9 protein-coding genes and 1 tRNA gene are annotated in these 12,735 nt (G+C 52.5%); 1 reads left to right on the plus strand and 9 read right to left on the minus strand.

The window, feature by feature from the left end; all coding sequences use genetic code 11:
• Positions 1-61 precede the first annotated feature (61 nt).
• The 5 genes from gyrA to QNH46_RS14050 form a co-directional block, all read right to left on the minus strand.
• Complete coding sequence (gyrA, locus tag QNH46_RS14030; RefSeq protein WP_283924874.1) at positions 62-2,524, minus strand: DNA gyrase subunit A; 2,463 nt, start codon at positions 2,522-2,524, stop codon at positions 62-64.
• Positions 2,525-2,537: 13 nt separating this feature from the next.
• Positions 2,538-4,523 carry a DNA topoisomerase IV subunit B gene (gene parE, locus QNH46_RS14035; protein WP_213591940.1) on the minus strand — a complete coding sequence of 662 codons (1,986 nt, stop codon included), beginning with the start codon at positions 4,521-4,523 and terminating at the stop codon, positions 2,538-2,540.
• A gap of 80 nt (positions 4,524-4,603) precedes the next feature.
• On the minus strand, positions 4,604-5,584 hold the full coding sequence (locus QNH46_RS14040) for a DUF2705 family protein (RefSeq protein ID WP_373870981.1): 981 nt from the start codon (positions 5,582-5,584) through the stop codon (positions 4,604-4,606).
• A gap of 1 nt (position 5,585) precedes the next feature.
• Positions 5,586-6,530 (minus strand): ABC transporter ATP-binding protein, encoded by a 945-nt coding sequence (locus QNH46_RS14045; RefSeq protein ID WP_283928440.1) that lies wholly within the window; start codon positions 6,528-6,530, stop codon positions 5,586-5,588.
• A 133-nt stretch (positions 6,531-6,663) separates the two neighbouring features.
• On the minus strand, positions 6,664-7,488 hold the full coding sequence (locus tag QNH46_RS14050) for a GDSL-type esterase/lipase family protein (protein ID WP_283924875.1): 825 nt from the start codon (positions 7,486-7,488) through the stop codon (positions 6,664-6,666).
• 193 nt (positions 7,489-7,681) lie between these two features.
• Between QNH46_RS14050 and QNH46_RS14055 the strand changes: the two genes are divergently transcribed.
• A tRNA-Lys gene (locus QNH46_RS14055) sits at positions 7,682-7,754 on the plus strand.
• Between the two features lie 140 nt (positions 7,755-7,894).
• On the opposite strand, the gene QNH46_RS24445 is transcribed toward QNH46_RS14055, so the two are convergent.
• From QNH46_RS24445 to QNH46_RS14075, 4 genes are all read right to left on the minus strand, one after another.
• Positions 7,895-8,440, minus strand: coding sequence for a CAP domain-containing protein (locus QNH46_RS24445; RefSeq protein ID WP_155612840.1), 546 nt, complete (start codon positions 8,438-8,440; stop codon positions 7,895-7,897).
• Between the two features lie 383 nt (positions 8,441-8,823).
• Positions 8,824-9,831 (minus strand): galactose/methyl galactoside ABC transporter permease MglC, encoded by a 1,008-nt coding sequence (mglC, locus tag QNH46_RS14065; RefSeq protein WP_155612841.1) that lies wholly within the window; start codon positions 9,829-9,831, stop codon positions 8,824-8,826.
• 25 nt (positions 9,832-9,856) lie between these two features.
• Complete coding sequence (locus tag QNH46_RS14070) at positions 9,857-11,368, minus strand: sugar ABC transporter ATP-binding protein (protein ID WP_283924876.1); 1,512 nt, start codon at positions 11,366-11,368, stop codon at positions 9,857-9,859.
• Positions 11,369-11,535: 167 nt separating this feature from the next.
• Positions 11,536-12,567 carry a galactose ABC transporter substrate-binding protein gene (locus QNH46_RS14075; RefSeq protein WP_283924877.1) on the minus strand — a complete coding sequence of 344 codons (1,032 nt, stop codon included), beginning with the start codon at positions 12,565-12,567 and terminating at the stop codon, positions 11,536-11,538.
• Positions 12,568-12,735: the final 168 nt, after the last annotated feature.

Here is a 12,735-nt window from a genome sequence, read left to right on the forward strand (position 1 = left end):
AAAAAAGCTCTCCTCCATGCACAATCATCATGGAGGAGAGCCTGTTTGGCTTGCTGTTATGCTAGTTGGCCTGCGCCTCTTCGCTGCGCTGCGGCACAATCAGTAAATCGATAATTTCGTCCCCTTTGCCTACAGAGGCTAGTGCCTTCCCGATCGATTTGCGATCGGCCAGCGGGGCCGCTTCCGAATTAAACCCATATGACTCGCCCTGCTTCGTCATAGCTACGATGTCCAGCGCTTCCTTGCAATGGAAGCCGCCCGCAATGCGGCTGCCGTTCGGCTTTACGCGCTTGCCTTCCTTGAACTCGAACGTCTGCACGCCGCGTCCCCCGCGGCTTTGCATCGGATAATCCAGCAGCAGGCTGCGCTTGCCGTAACCCAGGTCAGAGACGACCAGGATTTCTCCTTCTTCGCCTTCCACCCATAGCGCAGCTACCACCTCGTCACCGTCCTTCAGGCCAATGCCTTTAACACCGGAAGCAACGCGTCCCATCGGATTGACTTCATTTTCGGCAAAGCGAATCGCCATGCCATCCTTCGTGAGCAGCAGGATTTCGGCCGTGTTCCGGCTGAGCTGCACCTGGATGATTTCATCCCCATCCGCAACCTTTGCAGCGGCGACGGCGCCGGAGCGCTTCGTCTCGTAATCCTTCAGCAGCGTGCGTTTTACCTGTCCGCGTTTCGTCACGAATACGAGGCTTGTATCCGGCTCTTCAAAGGTTTTGATCGGGATAACACTAACGATGTGGTCTTCCTTGGCCATGGCGATGACATTGACGATCGCCGTTCCGTTATCCTTCCACTTGAACTCGGGAATTTGATGCACAGGCAGCACGAAGTATTGCCCCCGCTGCGTAAAGATCAGCACATTTTGCAGCGTATCCACCTCGAGGATATGCTTGATGTAATCGCCGTCCTTCACACCCGAGCCGTCCAGCTCACCGCCGGAGCGGGTAAAAGACAGCATGCTCGTGCGCTTGATATAACCTTCATTAGACAGCGTAACAAGCACATCTTCCTGAGCGACCATCACTTCGAGGTTAACCTTGATTTCCTCAACCTCGCCCTGAATTTCCGAGCGGCGGTCCACGCCGTATTTCTCCCGGATTTCCAACAGTTCTTTCTTAATAACCGCAATCAGTTTCTTGTCGCTCTCCAGAATTCCCCGCAGCGTGGCAATTTTCTTGTTCAGCTCGTTTAATTCTTTCTCTAACGACGTAATTTCCAAATTCGTCAAGCGGTATAATTGCAACGTAAGGATCGCGTCGGCCTGCCGCTCGGTAAACCCGAACATCCATTGCAGATTGTTCTGAGCGTCCTGACGGTTCTTGGAAGCCTTGATCGCGGCAATGACCTCGTCGAGAATGTTCAGCGCTTTGACCAGGCCCTCGACAACATGGGCCCGATCCTCCGCCTTCTCCAGCTCGAACTGCGTTCTGTATGTCACGACCTCGCGCTGGTGGGCGATATAAGCTTCAAGGATCGGCTTTAAGCCGAGCTGGCGCGGCGCCTTGTTGACGATCGCCACCATGTTGAAGTTATAGGTTACCTGCAGATCGGTTTTCTTCAGCAAATACGCCAAAATCCCCTGGGCATCCGCATCCTTCCGCAGCTCCACGACGATCCGCAGCCCTTCGCGGCCGCTCTCGTCGCGAACCTCGGCGATCCCGTCCACCTTCTTCTCCAGGCGAATATTCTCCATAGCGGTAACCAGGCGGGACTTAACAACCTGGTATGGAATTTCCGTAATCACGATCTGCTGCTTCCCGCCGCGCAGTGACTCAATTTCCGTCTTCGCGCGGATATAGATGCGGCCTCGCCCGGTCTCGTAGGCATCCTTGATGCCTTCTTCACCCATGATGATGCCGTGGGTCGGAAAGTCCGGCCCCTTCACATAGGCGCGGATCTCTTCCAGACTCATGCTTGGCTTCTCCATGACCGCAATGCAGGCATCGATGACTTCGCGCAGATTATGCGGCGGAATTTCAGTGGCAAAGCCTGCGGAAATTCCGCTGACGCCGTTGACAAGCAGATTCGGATACCGCGATGGAAGCACGACAGGCTCCATCGCGGTATTGTCGAAATTGTCCTTGAACGGAACCGTCCGCTTATCGATGTCACGCAGCAGCTCCATGGCGATCGGCGATAATCTCGCCTCGGTATAACGCATCGCCGCTGCCGGGTCATCGTCCTGCGAGCCCCAGTTCCCATGGCCGTCGATCAGCACATGCCCCATTTTCCAAGGCTGGGCCATGCGCACCATTCCCTCGTAAATCGAGGAGTCGCCGTGCGGGTGGTAATTCCCCATCACGTCTCCGACTGTCTTGGCGGATTTGCGATACGGCTTGTCCGGAGTGTTCCCCGAATCATACATGGCGTATAGAATCCGTCTTTGGACAGGCTTCAGGCCATCGCGCACATCGGGAATAGCGCGATCCTGAATGATATATTTGGAATACCGGCCAAACCGGTCGCCAACGACTTCCTCCAAATAGGCCGGCAAAAAGTTCTCCATTAAACTCAAATCAAGTCACCCTCTATTCCTCATACTCCGTGAAATCTACATTTTCGACGATCCAGCGCTTCCGCGGATCAACCTTATCGCCCATTAACGTGGACACGCGGCGCTCTGCCTTTGTAGCGTCCTCGATCTGCACCTGGAGCAGCGTCCGTGTCTCCGGATTCATCGTCGTTTCCCACAACTGATCGGGGTTCATTTCTCCGAGTCCTTTATAACGCTGCAGTTCGAAATTTTTGCCGAATTCCTTTAAATAATTTTGCAGCTGCTCGTCAGTCCACGCATATCTAACCGTCTCAAGCTTGCCGGATTTGCGCGTAATTTTGTATAGCGGAGGCTGGGCAATGTACACCCGTCCCGCATCGATCAGCGGCTTCATATAGCGGTAGAAGAAAGTCAGCAGCAGCACTTGGATGTGCGCGCCGTCCGTGTCCGCGTCCGTCATGATGATAATCTTGGAATAATTGCTGTCCTCCAGCGCAAATTCCGTGCCGATGCCGGCGCCGATCGCCGAGATAATGTACCGGTACTCATCGTTCTTTAAGATATCCGCGAGCTTTGCCTTCTCCGGGTTCATCGGCTTCCCTTTTAGCGGCAGAATCGCCTGGGTCTTTGAATCCCGGCCCTGCTTGGCGGAGCCGCCAGCGGAGTCGCCCTCCACGATGAACAGCTCGTTGCGCGTGAAATCCTTCGATTGAGCAGGAGTAAGCTTGCCGCCGAGGTTGGAGCTCTCGCTGCGCTTCTTGCCCGTGCGCATTTCATCCCTTGCTTTGCGGGCTGCCTCGCGCGCCTTGGATGCCTGCACAGCCTTTTTGATCAGCAGCTGAGCCACCTGCGGGTTCTCTTCCAGGAACAGCGCCATATTCTCGGAGACGACAGCATCCACTGTGCTTCTAGCCGAGGCGCTGCCGAGCTGATCTTTCGTTTGTCCGACGAACTCGACCTCAGCCATCTTGACACTGATGACCGCCATCATGCCCTCGCGCAGATCCGTTCCTTCCAGGTTCTTATCCTTCTCCTTCAGGAGGCCGTTCTTACGGGCGTAATCATTCATGACCCGCGTATACGCGGTCTTGAAGCCCGTCTCATGCGTTCCTCCCCCGCGGGTCGGAATCGAGTTAACGAAGGAAGCCAGCGTCTCGGTATACCCTGCGTTATATTGCAAAGCAACCTCAACCTCGACGTCCTCCTTCTCCGCATAGAAATGAATGACGTCGTGCAGCACTTCCTTGCCTTCGTTCAGGAACTGGACGAACTGGCTTGCTCCGCCCTCGTAATAAAACTCATCCGCCCGATCGGAGCGCTCGTCCTTCAGCGTAACCTTGAGCCCGGAATTCAGAAAGGCAATTTCCTGCAGGCGCTCGGCCAGCGTATCGTAATTCAGCCCGATTCCGTTCGGAAACACGCGAATATCCGGTTTAAAAGTCACCTTCGTGCCAGTCCGGTTCGTATTGCCGATGATTTCCAATCCGGTAACAGGCTCCCCGACATGCTCCTTTCCCTTCTTATCGACCCAGTACTCGAAGCGCTGGCGGTGGATTTTGCCGTCCCGGTAAATTTCGACCTCCAGCCACTCGGACAGCGCGTTCGTCACCGAAGCGCCGACGCCGTGCAGGCCGCCTGACTTCTTGTAGCCCGAACCGCCGAATTTGCCCCCCGCGTGCAGAATCGTGAACACGACCTGCGGCGTTGGAATTCCGGTCTTGTGAATGCTCGTGGGTATGCCCCGCCCGTTATCGAATACGGTTACCGATCCGTCCTTGTTCAATGAAATATCGATCTTAGAGCAATACTTCGCCAAATGCTCGTCTACAGCGTTATCCACGATCTCCCATACTAAATGATGTAATCCCGACGAGCTCGTACTGCCGATATACATACCTGGCCGTTTACGTACCGCGACAAGCCCTTCGAGCACTTGAATGTCGTCAGCGTCGTATCCTGAAGCCGCCGTACCAACAGCCGGCTGGACGGCGTCTTCAAACAAATCGATTTGATCGGCCATTCATGCTCCCCCTTTTATGCTTCTTTATGTAGACATTTGACTTACAAATGCAAACAGATGTTTTGGTTTCCTTGTCCATTTTAATTCAATATATCCTGTTTCGTAAAGACAAGGAATGAAACAACGAGCGATCCAAGGCCCCAAACAGCCAGCACGCCCAATGAAAAACCTAGTGTCATTCCTTCGATCGGCGCGGGCGTTCCCGCCAAATATTGCGTCAGGCCCAAGTTGACCATAAACAAATATTTTGCGCTCGTCCAGGCCGATGCCAAATTCGTCAGGATATTGCCTGCAATCAGGGCCGCCATCATAATGACGATACTTGCCGCCGTGCTTCGCACAAGCACGGATACCATAAATGCGAGCATAGCCACAACCGAACTGACGAACCAGATCAGCCCCATTTGCATCAGTATATACTTCCACTGTGGAACAGCGTGCACTCCTGTTATATCGACATCTGCGCCCTGAAGTTTAAATCCGGTAAAGACAGGCAAATTAAATCCTTTATACCCGAAAAATAGTCCCGATATCAAATAACATATGATAAACGTGGACACGACGATCAGCGACACGAACATGAGCAAAGTGATCAGTTTGCTCAGCAGCACCTTCCAGCGCCTGACCGGCCGGGTCAGCAGCATTTTAATCGTCCCGCTCGTACGTTCCGAAGAGACGATATCCGACCCGATGCCCATAATAAGCAGCGGGATGAACAATGTCGCCGCATTATCGAGAAACTCCTTTGTAAAGGCGACAGCTCCAGGCTGCCGGGGATTCACGTCGTGCTCCAAATAATATTTCATCTGCTGAATGTAAATGAGACGGTATTTCTTCCATTCCTCCGGCACGCGATCGCTGCCCAGGGAATTCTGGTTGTCCGTTATCGCCTGCTGCACTTCCCTGCGCCAATCCGTGCCGAATTTGCTCCGCTTATCCTCCGCCGCCCGCAACTGCGCATAAGAGAATATCGGGACAAGCACGAGCAGGACCAGCAGGATGACATAGAAGCGCTTCTTCTTAATCATCTTGATCGTTTCATTCTTCACCAATGCCATCATACTATTCAATGCTCTCACCTTCCGTCAATTCAAGGAACAGCTGCTCCAGCGTAGGATTGATCTTCTGTACGGCATGCACCTGAATTTCTTCCGCAACCAGCCGGGGCATTAACGCCGGCACCTCTTCTGGCAGCATTTGCGTTACGATAGCCTGCTCGCTCATCCCGGCCAGAATCGTATCGTCCAGCACTTGGTCGGGATCGGGAATGATCGTGATCCCGGCGGCAGACAACAGCTTCAAGCCGCGCTCGCGGGGGGACAGCTCCCAAATCACATAATTCGAATTTTGGGAGATCAGCTCCTCCACGGCGCCCACCGCCAGCACGCGCCCCCGGCTGATGATCGCTACGCGGTCGCACAACAATTGAATTTCGCTGAGCAAATGGCTGGACACGAATACGGCTAAGCCCTCCTCGGCCAGCCGGCGAATGAATATCCGCAGCTCCTTGATTCCTTTGGGATCGAGTCCGTTCGTCGGCTCATCCAGAATTAACAGCTTAGGACGCCCAAGCAGTGCCTGGGCGATGCCAAGCCGCTGGCGCATGCCCAGGGAGTAGGTCTTGACCTTATCGTGGATACGCTGGTCTAGGCCGACAACCTCTACGACTTCGGCGATTCGCTGCTCGCCTATGCCGGGCATCATCCTAGCGAAATGCTGCAGGTTCTCCCAGCCCGTCAAATAAGGATATACTTCAGGATTTTCCACGATCGAACCGACATAGGCAAGCGCCTGCTCCGGCTGCTTTCTGACGTCGAACCCGCAAATCCTCACCTTGCCCTCCGTCGGGCGGATCAAATCAACAAGCATCCGGATCGTCGTTGTCTTTCCCGCGCCATTCGGACCCAGAAAGCCGAAAACCTCGCCCTCCTGCACGTCAAACGTCACATCCTGCACGATCCACTTGCGGCCGATCCGCTTCCTTAAATGCTCGACGCTGAGCACCATCTGCCGCTGCTTTCCGCCATGCGCATCCGCCCCTGATCCGCCATCCGGTGCAGGACGCCGCTTCGTTCCTGCGTTCATAAATTCCACCTCTTATTTCTGTATCTGCCCCAGCAGGCTGCACCGATTCCGTTCATCATTTAACCCCCTGCAGGATCCGTTCCGCAATAATCTGATATCCGGCGCCGTTCGGATGAAAATGATCGCTCGCCAAATATTTTTGCGAATTATATGTAAACAGGTCAAACGTCGGCACGATCAGGGTTCGTTCGCGTTTGCGCAATGTATCCGCCGCAATATGATTCCACCGCGAAACGGCCTCGTCGCCGATTTCCCGCATTCCCGGCAGATCGGAGAACGGATTGTACAAGCTGACATAAACAAGCTGCGCCTGGGAATTCATCTCCAGAATACTGTCTGCAATGAACCCGAGTCGCTCCGATGCCTGCGTCACCGATTGCTCAAGCTCCGCTTCCGTAGGCAGCCTTCCTCCTGACTGCAGACTCTCCGCCCCTTTAAACAGATCGTTCCCTCCGATCGACAGGATGATGATGTCGGCCTGGCTAAGCGAATATTGTACTCCTTTCTCTTTCAGCAATTCAGCCAGCCCTTCCGTCGTCAGACCGTTAATGCCGAGATTGTTGACCAGTTTTGAATCCCTTCCCCCGTTCTTCACCAGTTCGACGAAGCGTCTTGCGAACCCTTTGCCGCTGTCGTCTCCCGTCCCTTTGGAGAGCGAATCCCCAATGGCCGTGACGTTCAGAACATTCGATGGTTTCGGCGGAACGCCCGCCTCTTCACCTGGCTGTTCGGTTATGCCCTGATTGAGCCCGCTCCCGTTTCCTGCGGTCCCGGGCATAATCACGTCACTAACTGCATATAGAAATCCGGCAATGAGAAGTACGGTGGACAACAGCGATATGACTCCGGTCGTCCGCCAAATCCGTGATGTGGATTTCATTGTGTTCCTTGTCCTCCTGTGCCATTATTTCCTTTTCCTTCGATCATTAATAACTTTTCCAGCTAATAACTAACATAAAACTTCTTCCTTCAATAAGCAAATTCAGTTTCCAGAATAACCAGTAAAAAACTAATCTAAAAAACTGGATTTTCAAAAAAAACAGGAGTATAATACTTTGTACAGGCAACAACGAGGGTTATTAGCTTAGCTGGTAGAGCAGCCGACTCTTAATCGGCAGGTCGCAGGTTCGACCCCTGCATAACCCATATTTAGGCTGAATAAGAGCTGTTTTCGCATATTGCATATGCGGGAACAGCTCTTTTTGTCTTCACATTCGTAATAAATCCTGGCTAAAAAAAATTTACCCGGCAAGCCGAGCTGCCAGGTAAATCCTTATTGCTTATGACTATTTGCCGATGAATTCCTGAACCCAGTGACCGTTATAATAGCCAACGCCAATTAGAGTATATTTCGGATTCAGAATATTCGCCTTGTGCCCAGGGCTGTCCATCCAGGCGGCTACGACCTCGGCCGGCGTCTTTTGTCCCTTGGCAATGTTCTCGCCCGCGTACAGATAGGTGATTTTGTAGGCATCCATCATATCAAACGGCGAGCCGTATTTCGGCGAGGTGTGGCTGAAATATTTGTTTTTGTACATATCGATCGCTTTGTCCTTAGCCATTTTGGTTAAGTTCGTATGCACAACTAGCGGCTTCAGTCCCGCATTCTTCCGTTCCACATTTACTAATGCAACTACCTTGGCCGCATTTTCGGCCTGGATTTTCGCATATAATGCCGCCGTCTGCTGGGCGGATGACTTGGACGTCGAGGACGTGGCCGCATACACCGCGCCGCTGCCAGACCCCGGCAGTCCCGGAACCGAAGCCAGCGATGCCGTCAAGCCGAGCAGCATGGCCCCTGACAGGATTGCTTTTGCCTTCGATTTGTTCATGCTGTATATCCTCCTTCAGACTCCTTACATTCTTTGGAGTATCTTGTCATATTCTAACATGACTTTTGAAGCGCTGCATGAGCAATTTATGGGAAAGCTCTTCCAAGTTTCTCGGGTCAGGCTTACGGACACAGGAGCGTTTATTATCGGCAAACAGCGCAATTCGCTGTACTAACGGACACTCGATCCTCTATTAGTCTAGAAAACGCCCTATTTTGCACGGTATTTTGGCCAATAAGACCTTCTGTGTCCGTTAGGCGCAAGATATAGCTTATTTCCATGTCATAACGGAACCAATGTCCGATAGAGTTCCTGTTTATGTTCCTGCTCCCACCCCCGCTGGCCACCAGCCAATCCCACAATCACAGGCCAAGCCGTACCTATTACTTCTTCGCGGCATATTTCCGCATATCGAAAGCAACCGCTGCAACGATGATCGCGCCTTTAATGATTTGCTGCCAATAAGGACCGACACCGATAAACGTCAAACCATAGTTGATAACCGTAAAAATAAGTACCCCGGCCATAACGCCCTGAACCTTGCCAATTCCGCCGGTCGTCGACACGCCGCCAACGACGCAAGCTGCGATGGCGTCAAGTTCGTACATGTTGCCGTAGTTGTTCGTTGCGCCGCCCGTGCGCGCAGCTTCAAGTACCCCCGCCAGGCCGTACAATGCCCCAGCAATCGAATAAATAATGATCAGGTTTCTGGACACATTGATGCCCGATACCTTCGCAGCCTGTTCATTGCCGCCGATGGCATACATGTTTTTGCCGAGTCTCGTTTTGTTGAACATGACCCAGACGATGAAGCATACGAAAATAGCGATGATGACAATATTAGGAATAGAGATTGGCCCGATACCGATGCTTCCGGAGCCCATTTTCGTAAAGTCGTCGCGCAGTCCCCCGATCGGCTGGGAATTATTCGGGTCCATATCGAAATACAAAGAGTTGATGCCGTAAATGGCAACCATCGAACCTAGCGTGGCGATAAACGGCGGCACCTTGAATTTCGATACGATGATTCCGTTGATCATCCCGAACACAAGGCCGACAGCGATCGCCAGCAGGATCGGAACGAACAGCGGCAGCTCCGACAAATTCGGAAAGAAACGCCGCGGATAATCCTGCATCTGCAGCATGGACGCCGAGATGACCGCGGTCAAACCGACCATCCGCCCAGCGGACAAGTCCGTGCCGCCGGTAATCAGAATAAACGCCACGCCAAGGGCGATAATAACCCGCGTGGATGATTGCACTAGAATATCGCGCAGCGAGCTGATTCCAATAAAATTGGGATCATATACAGTAATGCCGATAATCAGTACGGCCAGTACGATATAAATCGCATATTCGGATACGAACCCTTGCATTTTTTTCACATTCATGATCGTCTCTCCTTCTTCTCAAGCCTTAATGCTGGGCGGCCAAAGTCATAATCTCTTTCTCCGTTGCTTTATCCCCGTCCACGATGCCGGTAAGCCGTCCTTCGGACATGACCATAATCCGGTCAGACATGCCAAGCAGCTCGGGCATTTCAGAGGAGATCATGATGATGCTTTTTCCTTGCTCCGCCAGCTCGGCGATGATCGAATAAATCTCGAATTTGGCGCCTACATCGATTCCCCGCGTAGGTTCGTCGAGCAGCAGGATTTCCGGCTCCGTAAGCAGCCATCTGGCGAGCAGCACCTTCTGCTGATTGCCGCCCGACAAGTTCATGATCAGCGTCTTATGCGTCGGTGTCTTCGTACGCAGCTTCTCCACCATCGAGTTGACCTCGCGCTTTTTCTTCTTCTCATCAAGCAGCCCATACGGCTTCACGTACCGTCTCATATTGGCAATGGCTCCGTTCTCATGCACCGATAATACCGAGAAGATGCCTGTGGTGCGCCGTTCCTCCGTCAGCAAGGCGAGTCCAAACTTCTTGGCATCGCTGGAATTGCGAATGTTCACGGCTGTGCCGTTGATTTCGATCGTGCCGGAGGCGATTTTGCGCAGGCCAAACAAAGCCTCGACGAGTTCGGTGCGCTGCGCGCCCACGAGGCCGCCTATGCCAAGGATCTCTCCTCTTCGCAGCTCAAAAGAAATATGTTTGAACGACTTCGGATCTGGGGAGGTCAGGTTATCTACTTTCAAAATGACACCATCCGGGTGATTATGGCGGTCAGGAAAGCGCTGCGTCAGATCCCGTCCAACCATCTTGGAAATGATCAGATCCGTCGTCATTTCCGCTGCCGGCCATGTTCCGATTTTTTGCCCGTCGCGCATAATGGTGACGTCGTCCGATATACGCAAGATTTCTTCCATCTTGTGTGAAATATATATGATGGCGACGCCGCGTTTTTTCAAATCGTTAATGATCCGGAACAATTGCTCCACTTCCACGCTAGTCAGCGAGGAGGTCGGTTCGTCCATGACGATGATTTTCGAGTTGAAAGAAACCGCCTTCGCAATTTCGATCGATTGTATTTTCGAGACCGATAATTTCCCGACCAGAATGTCGGGCTCTATGGGAATATCGAGCTCTTTAAACAGCTCCTGCGTATCCCGGTACATCTTGCGGTGGTCGACCATTTTGAAAGGTCCTATTCCGCGCATCGGGAATCGGCCAAGCCATATATTTTCCATCACATTACGGTAAGGCACAGGATGCAGCTCCTGATGAATCATGGAGACGCCTAGCGCCAGCGCATCCCGGGAATTGTTAATTTCCGCCTTCTTGCCTTGAATATATATCTCGCCGCCGTCCGGACGGTAAATGCCGAACAGGCACTTCATCAGCGTCGATTTGCCCGCTCCATTTTCGCCCATCAGAGCATGAACGGTGCCCGGCCTCACCTGAAGAGTCACTCCGTCAAGCGCTTTGACGCCCGGAAACTCCTTCGTAATATTTTTCATTTCGAGCATATATGGTTGTTCAGACATCGTATACGCCTCCTGATTGAATTGTCGCCATATAGAGGCACAGCAAGCTTATCCCCCAATAATTCGTTCCTATTTGATATGATTCTTGAAAAAAGGAAGGCTCGCTACCGAAAGGCATCGAACCTCCCTTCCTCTCTATTGCTGAAAAGACCTGCTGCTTCTATGACTTACTTAAACTCGGCTGCGTTTTCCTTCGTTACTTTCTGGTAAGGGATCCAGATGTATTGATTATCGGAAATTTCAAAACCTACGCTTTCGGTAGTAATTTCATCGCCCTTGGCCAGCATGGCAGCAAGCGTAACCGCGGCTTTACCCTGGTTCTGCGCATCATTCAGCACCGTGCCAAGCATCGTTCCTTGCTCAAGAGCCTGCAATGCCGGTGCCGTAGCATCCACGCCGACAACCGGAATGTATTTGTCTCCCGTAAAGTAGCCGGCCGCTTTAAGCGCTTCGATGGCACCCAGAGCCATATCATCGTTGTTGGCCAGCACAGCTTCGATTTTATCGCCGTTGGCCGCAAGGAACGCCGCCATTTTCTCCTGGCCTTTTACCCGGTCCCACATCGCCGTATCCTCATTCACTTTCTCTACTTTGATGCCGGCGTCCTCGATGGCCTGAACAGAATACTGGGTGCGCAGCTCGGCATCCTGGTGACCTGGCTCGCCCTTCAGCATGACATATTGCAGCACGCCGTCTCCGTTCTTGTCAGCTTCGGGATGGGCTTTCCAATAATCGGCGATAATCTGGCCGGATAATGTGCCGGACTCTTCCGCTCTTGCCCCGACGTAATAGACCTTGTCCCATTTCTTCATGTCTTCAGGCAGCGGCTCGCGGTTCAGGAACACGACAGGCGTGTCTTTGGCCTTAGCTTTGTCAATAATGACACCGGCAGCAGTACGGTCCACCGGATTGATGACCAGTGCATTTGTCTTCTTCGTGAGGAATAAGTCGACTTTGTCGTTTTGAGTCGGCTGGGAATTCTGGCTGTCCACGATCTCCAGCTTGGCGATTTCTTCCCCGTTCTGCCGGATCGAGTTGCGCACTCCGGTCATGAAGGTATCGTCGAATTTGTAGATGGCCACGCCGATGCTCGGCGTCGAGCCTGCGCCCGAACCCTCCTGATTACCGCCGTTGGAGCAGCCAGCCAGCGCCGTGCCAAGAAGAGCAGCAGCCAGCATAGCAGAAGCAATTTTCTTCATCCTTTTGACCTCCTGAAATCAATTTCGTTTTCTTTATCTTTGTGGATACGATTACATTATGCCGGGTTCTTCCAAGAAAGCGAATCTAAAATTCTGAGATGTTCTATGAAAATTCTGATCAAATGCTCACATCATTCATATTTCACAACAAATCGCTAACAAAAAAAG

It is taken from the genome of Paenibacillus woosongensis (genome assembly GCF_030122845.1).
Taxonomy (GTDB): domain Bacteria; phylum Bacillota; class Bacilli; order Paenibacillales; family Paenibacillaceae; genus Fontibacillus; species Fontibacillus woosongensis_A.

Excerpts from the sequence above, each read along its gene's own strand:
- parE (WP_213591940.1), bottom strand. The coding sequence starts at position 4,523 with ATGGCCGATCAAATCGATTTGTTTGAAGACGCCGTCCAGCCGGCTGTT.
- QNH46_RS24445 (WP_155612840.1), bottom strand. The coding sequence starts at position 8,440 with ATGAACAAATCGAAGGCAAAAGCAATCCTGTCAGGGGCCATGCTGCTC.
- QNH46_RS14075 (WP_283924877.1), bottom strand. The coding sequence starts at position 12,567 with ATGAAGAAAATTGCTTCTGCTATGCTGGCTGCTGCTCTTCTTGGCACG.
- QNH46_RS14070 (WP_283924876.1), bottom strand. The coding sequence starts at position 11,368 with ATGTCTGAACAACCATATATGCTCGAAATGAAAAATATTACGAAGGAG.
- QNH46_RS14040 (WP_373870981.1), bottom strand. The coding sequence starts at position 5,584 with ATGATGGCATTGGTGAAGAATGAAACGATCAAGATGATTAAGAAGAAG.
- QNH46_RS14045 (WP_283928440.1), bottom strand. The coding sequence starts at position 6,530 with ATGGTGCTCAGCGTCGAGCATTTAAGGAAGCGGATCGGCCGCAAGTGG.
- QNH46_RS14050 (WP_283924875.1), bottom strand. The coding sequence starts at position 7,488 with ATGAAATCCACATCACGGATTTGGCGGACGACCGGAGTCATATCGCTG.
- mglC (WP_155612841.1), bottom strand. The coding sequence starts at position 9,831 with ATGAATGTGAAAAAAATGCAAGGGTTCGTATCCGAATATGCGATTTAT.